Annotated in this window: 14 protein-coding genes and 1 pseudogene; 6 read left to right on the forward strand and 9 right to left on the reverse strand. The window is 73.9% G+C overall.

Annotated elements, in window-relative coordinates; all coding sequences use genetic code 11:
- The first annotated feature begins 189 nt into the window (after window positions 1-189).
- Complete coding sequence (locus ABZ135_RS03385; RefSeq protein WP_352079527.1) at window positions 190-363, forward strand: hypothetical protein; 174 nt, start codon at window positions 190-192, stop codon at window positions 361-363.
- A gap of 80 nt (window positions 364-443) precedes the next feature.
- Here the strand turns inward: ABZ135_RS03385 and ABZ135_RS03390 are convergent.
- The 3 genes and pseudogenes from ABZ135_RS03390 to ABZ135_RS03400 all read right to left on the reverse strand — a co-directional run.
- Window positions 444-599, reverse strand: a pseudogene (locus ABZ135_RS03390) (inositol monophosphatase); the annotation flags it as partial.
- 215 nt (window positions 600-814) lie between these two features.
- A complete protein-coding gene (locus ABZ135_RS03395; RefSeq protein WP_356691276.1) occupies window positions 815-1,615 on the reverse strand; it encodes an inositol monophosphatase family protein in 801 nt (266 codons plus the stop codon).
- A gap of 12 nt (window positions 1,616-1,627) precedes the next feature.
- A complete protein-coding gene (locus tag ABZ135_RS03400; RefSeq protein ID WP_356691278.1) occupies window positions 1,628-2,755 on the reverse strand; it encodes a ferrochelatase in 1,128 nt (375 codons plus the stop codon).
- Between the two features lie 158 nt (window positions 2,756-2,913).
- Between ABZ135_RS03400 and ABZ135_RS03405 the strand changes: the two genes are divergently transcribed.
- The gene (locus ABZ135_RS03405) at window positions 2,914-4,170 is read left to right on the forward strand and encodes an MFS transporter (protein WP_356691279.1); all 1,257 of its coding nucleotides are present in this window, start codon (window positions 2,914-2,916) and stop codon (window positions 4,168-4,170) included.
- A complete protein-coding gene (locus tag ABZ135_RS03410; protein ID WP_356691469.1) occupies window positions 4,121-5,449 on the forward strand; it encodes a D-arabinono-1,4-lactone oxidase in 1,329 nt (442 codons plus the stop codon). The genes ABZ135_RS03405 and ABZ135_RS03410 overlap by 50 nt, the downstream gene beginning before the upstream one ends.
- Window positions 5,450-5,452: 3 nt before the next feature.
- Here the strand turns inward: ABZ135_RS03410 and ABZ135_RS03415 are convergent, their stop codons facing one another.
- A complete protein-coding gene (locus ABZ135_RS03415) occupies window positions 5,453-6,319 on the reverse strand; it encodes a hypothetical protein (RefSeq protein WP_356691280.1) in 867 nt (288 codons plus the stop codon).
- Between the two features lie 432 nt (window positions 6,320-6,751).
- Here ABZ135_RS03415 and sepH point away from each other — a divergent pair, with 432 nt between their 5' ends.
- A complete protein-coding gene (gene sepH, locus ABZ135_RS03420) occupies window positions 6,752-7,807 on the forward strand; it encodes a septation protein SepH (protein WP_356691282.1) in 1,056 nt (351 codons plus the stop codon).
- A 282-nt stretch (window positions 7,808-8,089) separates the two neighbouring features.
- On the opposite strand, the gene ABZ135_RS03425 is transcribed toward sepH, so the two are convergent.
- Window positions 8,090-8,917 (reverse strand): sulfurtransferase, encoded by an 828-nt coding sequence (locus tag ABZ135_RS03425; RefSeq protein WP_356691283.1) that lies wholly within the window; start codon window positions 8,915-8,917, stop codon window positions 8,090-8,092.
- A 214-nt stretch (window positions 8,918-9,131) separates the two neighbouring features.
- Here ABZ135_RS03425 and ABZ135_RS03430 point away from each other — a divergent pair, with 214 nt between their 5' ends.
- The gene (locus tag ABZ135_RS03430; protein ID WP_356691285.1) at window positions 9,132-9,908 is read left to right on the forward strand and encodes a VOC family protein; all 777 of its coding nucleotides are present in this window, start codon (window positions 9,132-9,134) and stop codon (window positions 9,906-9,908) included.
- A 63-nt stretch (window positions 9,909-9,971) separates the two neighbouring features.
- Here the strand turns inward: ABZ135_RS03430 and ABZ135_RS03435 are convergent, their stop codons facing one another.
- The 3 genes from ABZ135_RS03435 to ABZ135_RS03445 form a co-directional block, all read right to left on the reverse strand.
- Window positions 9,972-11,273 (reverse strand): polysialyltransferase family glycosyltransferase, encoded by a 1,302-nt coding sequence (locus ABZ135_RS03435; protein ID WP_356691287.1) that lies wholly within the window; start codon window positions 11,271-11,273, stop codon window positions 9,972-9,974.
- A gap of 74 nt (window positions 11,274-11,347) precedes the next feature.
- Complete coding sequence (locus ABZ135_RS03440; protein ID WP_356691289.1) at window positions 11,348-12,322, reverse strand: glycosyltransferase family 2 protein; 975 nt, start codon at window positions 12,320-12,322, stop codon at window positions 11,348-11,350.
- 39 nt (window positions 12,323-12,361) lie between these two features.
- The gene (locus ABZ135_RS03445) at window positions 12,362-15,151 is read right to left on the reverse strand and encodes a YfhO family protein (protein WP_356691291.1); all 2,790 of its coding nucleotides are present in this window, start codon (window positions 15,149-15,151) and stop codon (window positions 12,362-12,364) included.
- Window positions 15,152-15,339: 188 nt separating this feature from the next.
- On the opposite strand from ABZ135_RS03445, the gene ABZ135_RS03450 reads away from it, so the two are divergent.
- Window positions 15,340-16,338, forward strand: coding sequence for a DJ-1/PfpI family protein (locus tag ABZ135_RS03450; RefSeq protein ID WP_356691292.1), 999 nt, complete (start codon window positions 15,340-15,342; stop codon window positions 16,336-16,338).
- 97 nt (window positions 16,339-16,435) lie between these two features.
- Here ABZ135_RS03450 and ABZ135_RS03455 read toward each other — a convergent pair whose 3' ends face one another.
- Window positions 16,436-17,863: an FAD-binding oxidoreductase gene (locus ABZ135_RS03455; protein ID WP_356691294.1), complete on the reverse strand. Its 1,428-nt coding sequence runs from the start codon at window positions 17,861-17,863 to the stop codon at window positions 16,436-16,438.
- Between the last annotated feature and the right edge of the window lie 25 nt (window positions 17,864-17,888).

A 17,888-nucleotide genomic window follows, 5' to 3' on the forward strand; every position in this document is an offset into this window, starting at 1 on the left:
TCGGCCTGATTCGCGGCCGGGTTGAGGTTTCTCTGAGGAAAGGGGTGGGGAGGACGACTGCACACCCCGCGATCACGCCCTGTAGGTGTCACGCCACCTACCGCTCTCTGTCCCCCAGAGGTTGCGGTGTGTGATCCACCCACCCCCGGCACACCCCCGTGCCACCGACCCACGACGAGGGGGCGCACGATGGACGCTTTCACCGCAGGACTGCTGCACCGGATCAAGACCACGCAGTCCGACCTCACGCGCGCTCGTGAGACGGGCGACGACTTCCTCGCGGAGGTCGAGCAGGCCGAGCTCGACGACCTGCACCGCCTGGCCGCCGAACACGGCGTGGAGGTCGGCGCGTCCTGCGCCTGACCCCATCGACGTGAGCGGGCCCCCGGAGTCACCGACTCCGGGGGCCCGCCCATGTGCCCGCCGGGCCGCCCGGCCGGGCCTCAGTCGCGCCAGGCCCCCCACTCCTCCAGGAAGCCCTGCAGCACCCCGAACACCCCCTCCGACGCCGCCAGCGTCAGCTCGCCCGAGGCCGGGTCGCCGGGGCGGCCGCCCGTCAGGGCGCCGGACTCGCGGGCGATGAGGGTGCCGGCGGCGAGGGCAGTCGCCTCGATGGCCGCCCTCGCACTGCTCGGCCCCAGGGGCCTCACAGGCTTCGGACGGCCGGCCGGACTCCGTCCGGCGTGCCCAGGGCCCTCGGGGCAGTCGCGAGCCCGGAGTGCTCGCCCCCTCGCGCCTCAGGCGTGCCAGCCCGGCATGCCCGGTCCCTCGCGCCTCAGGCGCGCCAGCCCGGCATGCCCCGGCCGCTCCTGCCTCAGTCGTGCCAGGCCCCCCACTCCTCCAAGAAGCCCTGCAACACCCCGAACACCCCCTCCGACGCCGCCAACGTCAGCTCGCCCGAGGCCGGGTCGCCGGGGCGGCCGCCCGTCAGGGCGCCGGATTCGCGGGCGATGAGGGTGCCGGCGGCGAGGTCCCAGGGGTGGAGGCCGCGTTCGTAGTAGGCGTCGAGGCGGCCGGCGGCGACGTCGCAGAGGTCGACGGCGGCCGAGCCGGAGCGGCGGATGTCGCGGACGCGTGGGATGAGGCGCTGGACGACGTCGGCCTGGTGGGCGCGGCGGGTCTGGACGTAGGCGAAGCCGGTGGCGACCAGGGCCTCGTCGAGCGGCGGGGAGGGGCGGACGGCCAGGCGGCGGTCGCCGAGCCACGCGCCGCCGCCGAGGACGGCGTGGAAGGTCTCGCCGCGCAGCGGGACCTCGACGACGCCGACGAGGGTCTCGCCGTCCCGCTCGGCGGCGATGGAGACGGCCCAGGTCGGCAGCCCGTAGAGGTAGTTCACGGTGCCGTCGAGCGGGTCGACGATCCAGCGGATCCCGCTGGTGCCGGCGCTGGAGGCGCCCTCCTCGCCGAGCATGCCGTCCTGGGGGCGGTGCTCGGCGAGGAAGCCGGTGATCAGCTTCTCGGCGGCGATGTCCATCTCGGTGACGACGTCGATGGCGCTGGACTTGGTCCTGGCCACGGCCAGGTCGTCGGGCCGCCCGTCGCGCAGCAGCGCGCCGGCCCGGCGCCCGGCCTCCAGGGCCAGGTCGAGGAGTTCGGGCAGCAGGGGGTCGGTCACGGGGCGGTCTCCTTACGCGTACGGGCTGTCGGCGCCGGCCGCCGCCGGCCGCTCGGCCCGGGCGGGGCAGCAGCCGATCGGGCAGAGGTCGTGGGAGGGCCCGAGCGCGCCGAGGGCGCAGCGCTCCACGCGCTGCCCGCGTTCGGTGGCGGCCCGCTCCAGGACGAGCTCGCGCACGGCCGCGGCGAACCGCGGGTCGGCGCCGACCGTGGCCGAGCGCCGCACCGGGAGCCCGAGCTCGGCGGCCTTGGCGGTGGCCTCGGTGTCGAGGTCGTACAGGACCTCCATGTGGTCCGAGACGAAGCCGATCGGCACCATGACGACGGCGGGGGCCCCGGCGCCGTGCAGCTCCTCCAGGTGGTCGCAGATGTCCGGCTCCAGCCACGGGATGTGCGGGGCGCCGCTGCGGGACTGGTAGACGAGCTGCCAGGGGTGCTCGACGCCGGTCTCCTCGCGGACCGCGTCGGCGATCAGGCGGGCCACGTCGAGGTGCTGCTTCACATAGGCGCCGCCGTCGCCGTGCTCGGTGACGGGGCCCGAGGTGTCGGCGGCGGAGTCGGGGATGGAGTGGGTGGTGAAGGCCAGGTGGGCCCCGTCGCGCACGGACTCGTCGAGTGCGGCGAGCGAGGCGAGCACGCCCTCGACCATGGGCCGGACGAAACCGGGGTGGTTGAAGTAGTGCCGGAGCTTGTCGACGCGGGGCAGCGGCAGCCCTTCCGCGTCCAGTTCGGCGAGGGAGTCCGCGAGGTTCTCGCGGTACTGGCGGCAGCCGGAGTAGGAGGCGTACGCGCTGGTGGCGAGGACGGCGATGTGGCGCCGGCCGTCGGTGACCATCTCGCGCAGGGTGTCGGTGAGGTACGGCGCCCAGTTCCGGTTCCCCCAGTAGACCGGCAGGTCGAGACCGGCCTCGGCGAAGTCCGCGCGCAGGGCGTCGAGGAGGGCGCGGTTCTGGTCGTTGATGGGGCTGACGCCGCCGAAGAGGAAGTAGTGCCGGCCCACCTCCTTCAGGCGTTCCTTGGGGATGCCTCGGCCGCGGGTCACGTTCTCCAGGAACGGGACCACGTCGTCCGGGCCCTCGGGGCCGCCGAAGGAGAGCAGCAGCAGCGCGTCGTACGGGGCGGGATCGAGCTCGTCGGACATGGCACCGATCCTCCCACCCTTCCCGCGCCCGCGACCGCGAGGCCCCTGCGGAGGGCCGCCCGTCCGGGCGGGCCGAAAATGGAGCGTGACCGATCCAATTCAAGGCCGTAGGCTTTAGCTATTAATTACACGTGTTGAGCGGAAGCCCGGAGATCATCTTGCCCAGTCCCTACCGCGCGATCTTCGCAGCCCCCGGCACCAGATCCTTCTCCGTGGCCGGCTTCCTCGGCCGTATGCCGCTGTCCATGATGGGCATCGGTATCGTGACCATGATCTCGCAGGTCACGGGCCGGTACGGGCTCGCCGGCGCGCTCTCCGCGACCCTCGCGATGTCCGCCGCGGTGCTCGGCCCGCAGATCTCCCGCATGGTCGACCGCTACGGCCAGCGGCGGGTGCTGCGCCCGGCGACGCTGATCTCGCTGGCGGCGGCCGCGGGACTGCTGCTCTGCGTGCAGTTCGAGGCCGCCGACTGGACGCTGTTCGTGTTCACGGCCTTCGTCGGCTGTGTGCCGAGCGTCGGCGCGATGACCCGGGCCCGGTGGGCGGACATCTACCGGGGCGAGGCCCAGCGGCTGCACACCGCGTACTCGTGGGAGTCGATCGTCGACGAGGTGTGCTTCATCTTCGGCCCGATCATCTCCATCGGCCTGTCGACCATCTGGTTCCCCGAGGCCGGCCCGCTGCTCGCCGGTGTCTTCCTCGCCGTCGGCGTCTTCTGGCTGACCGCTCAGCGCGCCACCGAGCCCGTCCCGCACCCCCGCGAGGAGCACTCCGGCGGCTCCGCGCTGCGCTCCCCCGGCCTGCAGGTGCTCGCCCTCGCCTTCGTCGCCACGGGCGCCATCTTCGGTTCGGTGGACGTCGTGACCGTCGCCTTCGCCGAGGAGCAGGGCCACAAGGCCGCGGCAAGTCTGGTTCTGGCCGTCTACGCGCTGGGTTCCTGCCTCGCGGGCGCCGTCTTCGGACTGCTCCACGTCAAGGGCGAGCCGTCCGTCCGCTGGCTCGTGGGCGTCTGCGCCATGGCCGTGAGTATGATCCCCCTCCTACTGGCCGGGAACTTGCCGTTGCTGGCCGTGGCGCTCTTTGTCGCGGGCCTGTCCATCGCGCCGACGATGGTGACCACCATGGCCCTCGTCGAAGCGCACGTACCGCGCACCAAACTGACCGAGGGCATGACCTGGACAGGGACCGGGCTCGCGATCGGTGTGGCGCTCGGCTCCTCGGCCGCCGGCTGGGTGGTCGACGCGTCCGGGGCGGAGGCGGCGTACGTGGTGCCCGTGGTCTCGGGTGCGCTCGCGGTCGTGGTGGCGCTCCTGGGCTATCGCCGGCTGCGCAGGCCGGTGCCGACGCGGGAGGGGCAGCGTGACGATGACACAGCGGTCGGGGAACGGCTCGACGGCGAGCAGCACGTGGCGTAACTGGGCGGGGAACGTCACCTCCCGGCCGGTACGGGAGGTGAGTCCCGCCTCCGCCGAGGAGCTCGCCGACGCCGTGCGGAAGGCCGCCGAGGACGGGCTGCGGGTGAAGACGGTCGGCACCGGCCACTCCTTCACCTCGATCGCCGCCACGGACGGCGTCCTCATCAGGCCGGGGCTGCTCACCGGCATCCGCCGGATCGACCGCGAGACGATGACGGTGACCGTCGAGTCCGGCACCCCGCTCAAGCGGCTCAACGTGGCGCTGGCCCGGGAGGGCCTGTCGCTCACGAACATGGGCGACATCATGGAGCAGACGGTCGCCGGGGCGACCTCCACGGGCACCCACGGCACCGGCCGCGAGTCGGCCTCCCTCGCCGCGCAGATCCGCGCGCTCGAACTGGTCACGGCCGACGGCCGGCTGATGACCTGCTCGCCGACGGAGAACCCCGAGGTCTTCGCCGCCGCCAGGATCGGACTCGGGGCGCTCGGCATCGTCACGGCCCTCACCTTCGCCGTGGAGCCGGTCTTCCTGCTCACCGCGCGCGAGGAGCCGATGAGCTTCGACCGCGTGACCTCCGAGTTCGACGCGCTGCACGCGGAGAACGAGCACTTCGAGTTCTACTGGTTCCCGCACACCGACAACTGCACCACCAAGCGCAACAACCGCAGCGCGGGCCCCGCCGCTCCGCCCGGGCGGCTGAGCGGCTGGATCGAGGACGAGCTCCTCTCCAACGGCGTCTTCCAGATCGCCTGCGCGGTGGGGCGCGCCGTGCCGCCGCTGGTCCCGTCGATCGCCAAGGTCTCCAGCCGGGCCCTGTCGGCCCGTACGTACACCGACATCCCGTACAAGGTGTTCACCTCGCCGCGCCGGGTGCGCTTCCTGGAGATGGAGTACGCGCTGCCGCGCGAGGCGGCGGTGCCGGCGCTGCGCGAGCTGAAGGCGATGGTCGAACGCTCGCCGCTGAAGGTGAGCTTCCCGGTGGAGGTGCGCACGGCGCCGGCGGACGACATCGCGCTGTCCACGGCCTCGGACCGCGAGTCGGCGTACATCGCCGTGCACCTGTACAAGGGCACGCCCCACCGCGGGTACTTCACCGCGGTGGAGCGCATCATGACCGCGCACGGCGGCCGGCCGCACTGGGGGAAGATCCACACCAGGGACGCCGCCTACTTCGAGAAGGTCTATCCGCGGTTCGCCGAGTTCACGGCCCTGCGGGACCGTCTCGACCCGGACCGGCGCTTCGCGAACGACTATCTGCGCCGGGTCCTGGGCGACTGACGGTCACTCGGCTCCCGTGCCCCCGGGACTCTCGGGGGCGGGGGCGGCGGGCGGGGAAGTCGGCGGGGCGGTGGTGGCGCCGCCCGCGGGTCCGGTGGAACCGGACGGCGTGGGCGTCGGGGTGGGCGTGGGCGCCGGCGTCGGAGTGGTGTCCGGAGTGGCCGGACCGGTGCCGGGGGTGTCGCCCGGGGCCGGGGCGTCCCCGCCGCCGGTCCGCTCCCCCGGGTCTCCCTGCCCGGCGCCGGCGCTCGGCGTCGCGTCGGGCGTGCCGCCCCCGGCCGGCCGCTCCTCGCCCTTGCCGTCGCCTCCGCCTCCGCCGCCCTGACCGCTGACCACGGAGCCGAACGTGGTCGTGCCCCTGGTGCCGCTGAGGTCCTGTCCGGAGGTCAGCTCGTACGCGGTGATGCCGCCCATCGAGATCAGGAAGACCAGGGCGGCGCCGAGGGCGGGGCGCTTCCAGCCCCGGACCCGGGTGCCGTGGGTGGTGGGTTCGCCGAACTCCCCGGCCGGCGTCGCCCCGCTCTCGTACGGCTCGGCGGCCTGGCGCGCCTTCGGGCGGGGGACCGTGACCTCGCGCATCTGCTCGCCGGTGCGCTTGAGGAGGTGCTGGAGGACCGGGCCCCCGCAGGTGGCGATGACGCTGATCACACCGGCGCCGACGATGGTGCCGTACACGCCGAGCGTGGAGGCGAGCTTGGCGGCGAGGACGGTCGCGAGGGCGCTGCCGGCCACCTGAGGCACGCTCAGGTCGAACCGCTTCCCTTCCGCCTTCCCCGCCTTGCCTGTCTTCTCAGCCTTGCCTGCCTTTCCCGCCGTCTCAGTCGTCTCCATGGTCTTCGTGTGACGCATCTCCGGCCCCTGCTTGTTCATCTGTTCCACCATGCACCCACAAGGGACAAAAGGGCGAAGGGATTAGTTCCGTTTCTGGTGTTTCTGTGAAGAGCGACACGCGTCACCCGGACGACGGGGAATCAACTCCCGTACACCCCGAGAAGTTGGGCGGCGCGCCTGTCCACCCAGGTGGCCCGAATGGAGTACTGTGGCGAACCCTGGGTCCGGATTCCCTCACGGGTGTCCGGAATCGACGGAAGGGGGCCGAAGGTGGCACTCGAACCGGCGGCGCCGCGGCACCGCACGGACTCCCGCGACACAGCGTGACGGTCGATCACTCTGTGTCGCAAGTGGGTAACCGTGCCATAACGGCGTTCCAGGGTCCAGGCCCGACACGCCGGGCAACTCGGCAGGGTTGTGGCAGGCTGCACCCGGGCAGGCCACACTCGACTAGCGGAAGCAGCGACGCACGTGACGTCGGCAGGCACCACCCGGGAGGTTCCCATGCCCGAACTGCGTGTCGTGGCCGTCTCGAACGACGGCACACGACTGGTGCTGAAGGCTGCTGACAGCACGGAGTACACGCTTCCGATCGACGAGCGGCTGCGCGCCGCCGTGCGCAACGACCGCGCGCGCCTCGGCCAGATCGAGATCGAGGTGGAGAGCCACCTCCGCCCCCGCGACATCCAGGCACGGATACGTGCCGGTGCCTCCGCCGAGGAGGTCGCCCAGCTCGCCGGCATCCCCGTCGACCGGGTACGGCGCTTCGAGGGCCCCGTGCTCGCCGAGCGCGCGTTCATGGCGGAGCGGGCCCGCAAGACCCCCGTACGACGGCCGGGCGAGAACACCGGACCGCAGCTCGGCGAGGCCGTTCAGGAACGGCTGCTGCTGCGCGGCGCCGAGAAGGACACCGTGCAGTGGGACTCCTGGCGCCGTGACGACGGCACCTGGGAGGTCCTCCTGGTCTACCGGGTGGCGGGCGAGGTGCACACCGCCAGTTGGACGTACGACCCGCCGCGGCGGCTCGTCCAGGCCGTCGACGACGAGGCGCGCGCGCTGATCGGCGAGACCGACGACACGCTCGCCGCGGTGCCGGAGCCGAGCTTCCCGTTCGTCCCGCGGATCGCCCGGCTGCCCCGGGACCGGCCGCTGGACCGCGCGCTCGACCGCCAGATGGACCGGACGCCGGTCCCGGCGCCCGAGCCGGAGGAGGAGCGCGACTCCCTGACCAGCCTCCTGGAGGCCGTGCCCAGCTTCCGCGGCGACCTGGTGGTGACCGAACCGTCCGACACGGAGCCCTCCGACGAGGTCGAGGCGGAGGAGCCGCCGGCCCCGGCCGCCTCGGCGGGTGCGGGCTCCGCCTACGCGGACGTCCTCATGCCGCGCGCCGTCTCCGGCCACCGCGACCGCCTGCACGGCGCCACGGACCGCCAGGCCGAGGCGGACGGCGTCCGCCCGGGCCGCCGCGCGGCCGTCCCGAGCTGGGACGAGATCGTCTTCGGCACCCGCCGCAAAAAGCAGGAGTGACGACCGGACCGACGTCCCGTACGTACGTCGAAGGGGGCCGCGCCGGTGTGCGCGGCCCCCTTCGAAGTACGCCCTGGAGTGGTCGACGGCCCGGACAGCCGCGAGCCCGGGCCGGGGCGACGCCCCGAGTCCGGCCCGTGGCCCCCGGGCGGTGCCGGTCACCGCGCGGCCGGGCCCGGTGCCTTCCGGCGAGTCACGCCCGTGGCCCCCGGCCCTCGTCACTACTGGGTCCGGGCACGGGGTCATCCGGCGAGTCGAGCCCATGGCCTCGGGCGGTGCGGGCTATTGCGGGTCCGGGCCCGTTGCCACGGGGCGGGTGGGGTCGGAGGACCAGTCGGACCAGGAGCCGGCGTAGAGGGCGGCGTCGAAGCCGGCGAGCTGGAGGGCGAGGACCTCGTGGGCTCCGGAGACGCCCGAGCCGCAGTAGACGGCGACGTCCGCGGCCTCCGCGACGCCCAGGGCGGTGAAGCGGGCCGCGAGCGCGTCGGCGGGGAGGAAGCGGCCGTCGGGGGTCACGTTCTCCGTCGTCGGGGCCGAGACGGCGCCGGGGATGTGGCCGCCGACGCGGTCGATGGGTTCGACGTCGCCGCGGTAGCGCTCCGCGGCGCGCGCGTCCAGGAGGAGCCCCGCGCGGGCCAGCGCCGCCGCGCCGTCCGCGTCGAGCAGACCCATGCCGCCCGGGCGTGGCTGGAAGTCGCCGGGCTCGGGGGACGGGATGTCCTTGGACAGCTCCCCCTCCCAGGCGGCGAGGCCGCCGTCCAGGACCCGCACATCCGGGTGCCCCGCCCAGCGCAGCAGCCACCAGGCGCGGGCCGCGCCCCAGCCCGGGCCGCCGTCGTAGACGACGACCGGCGTGTCCGCGGAGACACCCGCACGACGCATCGCGGCCCCGAAGGCGGCGAGGTCCGGCAGCGGGTGGCGGCCGCCGCGTCCGGGCGGACCCGCGAGTTCGGTGTCCAGGTCCACGTACACGGCGCCGGGAAGGTGCCCGGCCTCGTACTCGGGGCGTCCGGGCGGGCCGCCGAGGGTCCAGCGGACGTCCAGGAGGACCGGGGGCCGCGCCCCCGCCGACTCGCTCAACAGTTCGCTTGCGGAGATGATGGGCTTCATGGGTGCCATCCTCGCGCAGCGCGCACCCTGAAGACGGCCCTCCTTCCGGAATCGTCCGGGGCGCGCGGCCCGCCCCGCGGTGCGACCATCGGCACGGGACGTACGACCGGTCGATGTGTACGACGGGCGGTTGGTGGGCAGGGACCCGCCGGAGCCCCGCCGTACGGCCCGCCGACCCCACCCTCGTACGGCCACTGGCGAGGAGAGAGTGACGATGACCGAGGCGCCTCGGCGCACACCCGGCACACCCTGTTGGGTGAGCTTGATGGTGCACGGACTTGACGCGACGCTGGAGTTCTACGCGTCGCTGTTCGGCTGGGACTTCGTGCCCGGCCCGCAGCAGCTCGGCCCCTATGTGCGGGCACTGCTCGACGGCCGCGAGGTGGCGGGGATCGGCCAGTTGCCGCCCGACCGCCATCTGCCGATCGCCTGGACGACGTATCTGGCCACGGACGACGCCGACGAGACGGCGGAGACCATCCGCTGCTGCGGCGGCACGGTCGCCGTCGGTCCGCTCGACGCGGGCGAGGCCGGGCGGCTGGCGCTCTGCTCCGACCCGGCCGGCGCCGTCTTCGGCGTCTGGCAGGCCGAGGCCCACCACGGCACGGCCACCGCCGGCCCGGCCGGCACGCCGGTCTGGAACGAGCTCCTGACCTACGAGACGGCCTCGGTCGGCAAGTTCTACCAGACGATCTTCGGGTACGAGGTCGAGCCCGGCGTCTCCGCCGACTTCGACTATCTGACGCTCCACCTCCAGGGCCGCCCGGTCGTCTCCCTGCACGGCGTGGGCGCGGCGCTGCCGCGCGACCGGGGCGCGCACTGGATGACGTACTTCGAGGTCGACGACGTGGACGCGTCCGCCCGGCTGGTCTCGGAGCTGGGCGGCCAGGTGCTCCGCCCGCCGCGCGAGGGCACGGCGGGGCGGCTGGCCCTGGTGACCGACCCCGAGGGCGCGGTCTTCACGCTCGTCCGGTCGGCGGAACGGACCTGAGATCGACCTGGGGTCGACCCGAGATTCGACCTGACACGGACCTGAGGGGCGGACGGCGGTCGGTCAGACGCGGGCCGCTGCCGTCGTCAGCCCCAGTTCGGCGAGCCGTTCCTCCGGGAAGTGGAGGGCGGCCGCCGGGTCGCCCCGGTGCTCCGCGAGGTAGCGGACGGTCTCGGCGCGCAGACCCGGGTGGGCGGTCGGCCGCATGCAGTAGCCGACGGCCCGGACCAGCGGCGCCAGGCTCGCGGGCGCGCCGCCCGGCACGACGGGCCGCTCGCCGCCGGCCAGGTCCGGCACGAGGTGGTCGACGACGGTCAGCGGGACGCGGTTGCTGTTCTCGTACGGGGTGAGCCGGGCCAGGACGGTGTCCGTGCCCACGCGTGCGACGGGCACGCCGTAGTAGACGGCGGCGGTGAGCATGGCCGTGGAGAAGCAGCCCACCACCAGTTCGGGGCGGCAGCGCTCGTAGAAGGTCTCGGCGAGCAGCGGCCCGTCCAGGACGGTGAGGGTGACGTCCGCGCGGGCGGCCTCCTCGTGGAGGGCGGTCGAGTAGCTCGCCGGGGCCGTGGGGTGGGGCTTGAAGACGACGGAGCGGTGCCCGGCCGCGGCGGCGCCGCGCAGCATCCGTACGTGCAGGTCCTCCTCCTCCTCGGCGGTGAGGATGCCGAGGGCCGCCAGGTACTGACCGAGCAGCAGGGCGGTGGGAGCGGCGGCGGCAGCGGCGGTGAGGCCCACGTCCTCGGCGCTCTCCCCGGCGGCCTCCGCGATCTCGCGCAGCACCGCGCGGAAGGCGTCGTCGGGGACCAGCTCGGCCTCGACGCCGTACTCGGTGAGCAGCAGCGGCCGCAGGCCCGGCACCAGGTCGAGGTGGAGGACGCGGCGGACGCGGCAGGCGAGGGACTGGGGCAGTTCGTCGCGGGTGGGGCCGTAGCTCATGAGCCCGTCGGCGTAGACGTGGACGGCGCTCTCGGCGAAGACGGCGGCGAGTGCCTTGGCCGGGTTGACCTGGATGGACTCGACGACGACCTCGACCGTGGTGGCGGGACCGAGCCCCCACGCGGTGCGGAAGACCCGCTGCCACAGCGGGGCCTCCTCGGGGCGGGGTGCCCAGGAGCTGGGGTGGTGCGGGTGGACGGCCTCGTTCCAGTCCACGACCTCGTCGAAGCGGGCGGCGATCCGCTCGTAGCCGGTCATGGAGGCGAGGCGGACCGCGGTCTCGGGGACCTCGGCGTTGTGCGAGACGAGCAGGAGGCGGCGGGCGTGGCCGGGGGCGCCGAACTGTCCGGCGTCGACGGCCGCGGCCACGGTCGCGGCGCCGTAGAGGGTGGACACCTGGAAGATCTGGACGCGGTCCACACGGTCCACGCCTTCCGTTTTTTCCGTGCGTTCCGTGCGTTCCGTGCGTTCCGTGCGTTCCGTGCGTTCCGTGGTCGGCATGGTCAGGCGGCCTTTCCGGTGTCGCGCAGGCTCCGGAGGAGGGTGCTGCGGGTGGCGTCCATCGTCGCGAGGGTCTCGTCGAGGACGGGCTGCGGCATCCGGCGCAGGGCGTCGGTGACGTCGCGGCGCAGCCGCTTGGCCACGGCCGGCTCGTACTGGCCGGCCTTCGCCATGTGGAAGGCGATCATCGCGCAGTAGGTGCGGACGGCCTTCGGCAGGAACCGGTCGGCGTCACGGTCGCGTGCGACCTCGTCGAGCAGCAGGTCGTAGGACGGGATGAAGTCGAGCTGCCGGTTGTCGGTGATCTGGGTGAGCGAGGTGGTGACGCCGCGCCGGTAGAAGACGCCGTGCAGGGAGAGCGCCGCGTAGGTGCGGGCGGTGAGGTGGAGGCGCCAGATCCAGAGCCGGTCCTCGGCGGTGCGCAGCTTCGTCTCGAAGCGTGAGGCGCCGTTCTCGAACAGCCGGGCGCTGTAGATGCCGAACGGGACGAAGGGGTAGTCGACCATCGTCACCATGCTGGCGGGGGCGATGCCGTCCCTGGGGTCCATGACGGTGTCCCGCCGCTTCGCGGGCGCGTAGCGGATCTGCCGGTTGCGGCCGGTCGACAGGACGTGGTCGGTGCGGGCGAAGTCGCAGCCCAGACGCTCGATTCCGGCGACCATCGCGCGCAGGTGGCCGGGGGCGTACCAGTCGTCGCCGTCGAGGAAGGTGAGGTAGTCGCCGGTCGCCGCGTCGATCCCGGTGTTGCGTGCCTGGGCGACGCCCAGGTTGGTCGGGTGGCGGATCACGGTGGCCTGCGGGATGCGGTCCTTCCAGCGGTCGAGCAGGTCCGGCGTCTCGTCGGTGGAGTGGTCGTCGATCAGCAGGAACTCGATGTCGGTGCCGGCCGGGTCCGCGTTGTCCGCGAGACTGCGCAGGGTGTCGGGGGCGTAGGGCCCGACATTGTGGAGGGGCACGACGACGGACAGTTTCGGCACTCGGGCTTCCCAACTCGCGTATCTGTACTGGCGGGCAGACTAGGCAGGGCTCTTCTCGGCCGGACGAGGCCCAGGTTCACGGGCGGTGAACTCTTGCCGTCCCTCGGGGGCACGGGCGCGGCGGCGCCGGTGGAGCAGGGCGGTGGCGAGGAGGGCGACGAGGGCCGCGGCGCCGATCGCGCCGCCGAGCCGCAGTCCCGGGGGACGGAAGGAGCAGGTCACGGAGGTGGCCCGGCCGTCGAGGGGGACGGCGAGCAGGCCGAGGTGGCTGCGCGCGGGGGCGAGGGGCGCGTCGCCGGCCGCGCAGCGCCAGCCGGAGATCCGGGGGACGGCGAGGACGGCGGTGCCGGTGCTGCCGGGGGGCAGGTCGGCGGTGAGGGTGTGGCCGGTGGTCCGGACGTCGGTCGCGCCGGTGGCGGTGAGCTGCCGTACGGCGGTGTCGAGCCGTTCCCGGACCAGGCAGCCGATGGGGTGCGCGGGCAGCTTCGGCCTGGGCAGGGCCTTGGTCGCGGACTTGGTCGTGGTTTTGGTCGTGGTCTTGGCCGTGGTCTTGGGGTGCAGGTCGATGCGGACGGTGCCGGTGAGGGGGGTGGTGCCGAGCTGCCGCATGGGGGCCAGGACGGACGGCTGCTTGCCCGCGTAGTCGACGGGTCGTCCGTCGGCGGACCGTCCGTCGGCGGACCGTCCATCGGTGAGGGCGGCGGTGCCCTGGTACTCGGGCGCCCAGAACCAGACCCCGGAGCCCGCGGGACAGGCGGCGGTCAGGGTGACGGTGCCGTCGGGGGCGGTCGTACGGAGCGGGGTGTCCGGCACGTCGTACACCCGGTGGCCGAGGAGTCGTTCCTGGCGGGTGAAGGCGGAGTCGGCGGCCCGCGTGTTCCGGGCGTTCTCCGCGTTCCGTGGCCGGACGGTGACGAGCGGCGGCACGGGGGTGTCGGTGACGGTGATGCGGGCCTCCGGCAGCCGGTCCGGGTCGAGCGGTGCCGTGGGGGTCGAGCGCATCCGGGTGCCGATGGAGAAGATCGCGTCGGTGACGGGGTTGTCGAGGCTGACGGGGTGACGGCCCTTGGCGTAGTAGCCGAAGCCGAGGCCGGCGAGGGTCTCGGAGTACGTGGCGGAGGTGAGGCTGCTGTAGTAGTCGGCGCCCTCTCCGCCGACCAGCAGGACGTCGTTGCCGCCCGGGACCTCGCCCGGGTCGGTCCGGTGGCGCGGCCAGGCGCCGGCGGCGGCGACGGCGTCGGCCATGTCGGTGTGCCAGGGGCCGACTCGGGGAGCCCAGGAGACCTCGCTCACCTGCTGTTCCTCGATGCGCTTGCCGGTGACGAGGGTTTCGCCGGCCTGGGCGGCGAGCAGCAGGACGACGGCGAGGGCGGGCAGCAGGCGGGTGCCGGGCCGGCGTCCGGCGAGCAGCGCGGTCACGGCGGCGAGGGCGGCCAGTGCGGCGGCTCCCGCGACGGCGGGGTAGGTCCAGCGGTCGATGTCGGCGCTGCCTCGGGCGGCCGCGGCGGCGACGGCCAGCAGTCCGCCGCCGGCGAGCAGTGCGACGGGCCGGGGCGCTCCCCCGGCCGTGGACAGCCAGGCAGCGAGGAGGAGCAGCCCGCACAGCACGAAGCTCTGGCGGTAGGGGATGCCGTTGGGCGAGGCTCCGGCGTGCCAGAGGAGATGGGTCGGCTCCCACTGGAGGGACAGCGCGACCAGCGCGATCGCCGCCGTCCAGGCGAGGCGGACGCGGGCGGCGACGGCGGTGTTGAAGGGCAGGGTGAGGGCGAGCGCCAGGGCGGGGGTGCCGATGAAGAGGGCGGGGGTGGCCACGCTCGCGGTGGCCGGCAGGAGGCGGGCGAGGACGTCCGTCCAGGCGGCGGGGGCGAAGGCGGTGGGCGGGGTCGGGTCGGCGACCCGGGTGGCGAGGAAGACGACGACGACGAGCGGGGCGGCGAGCCCGATGCCGATGAGGACGGTGCGGGCGGCCCGCAGCAGGGCGGTGAGCCGAGGGCGGCGGGTGGCGGGGGCCGTGGCGGTGGTGCCGCCGTGCGCGCCGTTCGTGGTCAGCAGCCGGACGGCGAGGAAGACGGCGGCGCCGAGGGTGGCCATGTAGGCGGTGTAGAAGTTGGCGAACCAGGCCAGGGCGACGACCAGCGGCCCGAGGACCGGCCGGCGCCCCGTGCGGGCCCACTCGGCCACCAGGCAGAGGAGCGGGAAGGCGATGAGCCCGTCGAGCCACATCGGCACGGTGGCCGCGTAGTTGAAGGTCCAGCCGGACAGCGCGTACGCGGTGCCGAGCACGGAGGCGAGCGGCCAGGGGCCGCGCCGCAGGGTGAGGAGCAGGGCCGCCATCGCCGCGCCCGCCGTGGAGATCTTGGCGGCGGTGATCACGTAGAGGGCGAGCTCGGTGCGGTCGGCCGGGAAGAGGATGACGAGCAGCGCGAACGGGCTGCTCAGATAGGTGCCGAAATCGCCGAGGAAATTGGATCCAAAACCCGATGTCCAGTTCAGGAAGAGATCGCCGTGGGTCTGACCGGTGATCAGCTTCCGCCCGTACGCGTGGTACGGAAGGTACTGCTGGCCCAGGTCGACGATGTTGCGGGTCCGGGGTCCGAAGGGATGGCTTCCCGCGAGCCGCCCGGCGAGGCAGAACAGCAGACCGGTCAGCAGGGCCGCGCCCGCCGCCGCCCGCAGCCGCGGCCGGGACGAGGAGCTCTCGGCCGCGGACCCGGTCGCGGTCGCGGACTCGGTCGCGGACCCGGTCGCGGTCGCGGACTCGGTCGCGGACCCGGTCGCGGTCGCCGTCGCGGGCTCCGGCTCGGTCTCCGGCTCGGCAGCGGGTGGCACACGTCCTCCAGGGTCGGCTTCGGCGATGACGGTCGCCGTAGAGACGCATTACCGCCGAGCCGTGCGACCCGCGGCCGATCGGCAGGAGATCCCCGCGTACACCTCAGGTGAACAGCCGGTGCCCGTCGCCGTCGGGCTCCGTACCATGCACAACCGGACACCGCGTTCACCCACCGACCGGAGACCCCATGAGCACCGCCGGCGAACGACTCGTCGTCATCGTCCTCTTCGAGGGCGTCGACCTGCTCGACGTCACCGGACCGCCGGAGGTCTTCGCCCTCCTGCGCCGCGAGACGGACGACGCGCCGGGCTACGAGGTCGTCCTCGCCGCCGAGACCCTGGACCCGGTCACCACCTCCGCCGGTGTGCGGGTGCTGCCCGACACCACCTTCGACGCGCTGGCCACGCGGGCGGTGGACACCCTTCTGGTGCCCGGCGCGGTGGAGGTCGACGAGCGGCGGCGGGTGCACGCGCTGGTCGACCCCGGTGTGGTCGACCGGGTGCGGTCCCTGGCCGGGCGGACCCGGCGGGTCACGTCCGTCTGCGTCGGAGCGCACATCCTCGCCGCCGCCGGACTGCTCGACGGCAGGCGCGCCACCACCCACTGGTCGACCGCGCAGCAGCTCGCCGCCGACCATCCGGCGGTCGAGGTCGACGCCGACCCGATCTTCATCCGGGACGGGAACGTGTGGACGGGGGCGGGCATCAGCTCCTGCCTCGACCTGGCGCTGGCCCTGGTCGCCGACGACCACGGCGAGACCGTGGCGCTGCGGATCGCCCGGCAGTTGGTGATGTATCTGAAGCGGCCCAGCGGGCAGAGCCAGTTCAGCGTGCCCCTGGAACCGGTCTCCACGACCCGGCGGATGGAGGACCTGCGCCACTACATCAGCCGGAACATCGGCGAGCGGCTGACCCTCGCGGACCTCGCCGCCAGCGCCCATGTCAGCGAGCGCCAGCTCACCCGGATCTTCAAGGCGGAGCTGGGGACGACACCGAGCGCGTACGTCGAGTCGGCGCGGGTGGAGAGGGCCCGCCACCAGCTCGAGACCACCGACGCCACGCTCGAACGGATCACCACCCTCTGCGGTTTCGGCACGACGGACACGCTGATACGGGCGTTCCGCCGCCGGCTCGACACGACGCCGATGGAGTACCGGCGCCGCTTCCGGGCCTCTCCGGGCGACTGACGGCGTCCAGGCGGCCGCTCCGGGCGACCGACGGCGTCCGGGCGGCCGCTCCCCCGCCACCGACGGCTCCCGGACCTCCGCCGCCGGCCGCCGTCCGTCAGAACACCGACACCAGTCGCTTGACCAGGTCGGGGACCCGTCCCCCGCCGTCCTCCCGGGCCTCCACCGCCCGCAGGGCCGGCAGCACGAGGCGCGCGCCCGGGTAGCGCACCGGCTCGGGCGGGAACCAGCCGCCCGGCGCCCGCGTGAAGGCCGACCGCGCCCAGGCGTCGTTCGTGCCGAGGACGAAGGAGGCCAGCACCTTCGCCATCAGGCGGGAGGGGCCGACGCCGTCGCCGGAGTATCCGGCGGCGTAGCAGACGCCCGGCACGGACTTCAGCCACCCGGCGAACGGCAGCGAGGTCACCGAGTACTCCACGGGCGCGGTCCAGCTCATGTCGACCGGCGCGTCGGCGAGTTCGGGGAAGAGGCGGCGCAGATGGGCCCGCAGTTCGGCGGGGCGCAGCGCGTCGCCCCACAGGGTGCTGGGTCCGAGGTCGCCGTAGGCGACGCCGGAGCCGCCCTTGCCGAACAGCAACCGGCCGTCGGGGGTGGTGCGGTAGTAGTTCAGGCGGCGCCGGGAGTCGCAGACCGAGACCTCGCCGTTCCAGCCGAGGGCCTTCAGGCGCTCCGGTACGGGCCGGGTCAGCACGGTGTCGCTGGCCACGGTCACCATGCGGCGGCCGAGGTCCTCGATCTTTCCGGCCCAGGCGTTGACGGCCAGCACCACCTTGTCCGCGTGGACCGTGCCGTAGGGCGTGCGGGCGCGGACGGTACCGCCTCCGGCGGCCCGCAGCGCGGCGAGCGGGGTGCGTTCGTGGATCCGTACACCCGCGTCGAGGGCGGCCCGGCGCAGGCCGCGGGTCAGCTTGGCGGGCTGGAGGGTGGCGCAGCCCGGGTCGAGCACGGCTCCGTAGTGGCTGCGGGTGCCGACGGTCTCGCGGGACTCGGCCGCGGTGATGCGGTGCAGCGGTTCTATGCCGGCCCGGTGCAGGTCGTCGAGGGTCCGCTGCCAGGCGCCGCGCTGGGCGGGCGAGGAGGCGGCCCACATCCAGGGGCCGCGGCGGTGCTCGATGTCGATGCCGTGGGTGTCGGCGAAGTCGAGGATCTCGTCGACGGCCGCGGCCGACGCCTCGCCGATGCGGCGGGCCTCCTCGTACCCGCCGAGGGCGACGAGGCTGCTGAAGCGGGCCCACATGGGCATGAGGAAGCCGGCGTTGGCGCCGCTGGCGCCGCCGCCGCACACATCGGCCTCGATCAGCACGATGTCGGTGCCGGGTGCCCGGCGCAGGATCTCCAGGGCCGTCCACAGTCCGGTGAATCCGCCGCCGACGACGAGGACGTCGCAGCGCGTCTCGTCGGTGAGCGGCGGGGTGCGGCCGTCGTCGGGTTCGGCGGCGAGGGCGTCCCGCAGCCAGGGGGTGCGGCGGTCGGGGCGCGGGGTGTCGAGGTGGGGCCAGGTCGGGGCCAGGCGCAGTTCGGTCATGGGTGGTGTCTCCAGCGGGGTACGA

The organism is Streptomyces sp. NPDC006339 (assembly GCF_040612775.1).
In the GTDB taxonomy this organism is placed as follows: Bacteria; Actinomycetota; Actinomycetes; order Streptomycetales; family Streptomycetaceae; genus Streptomyces.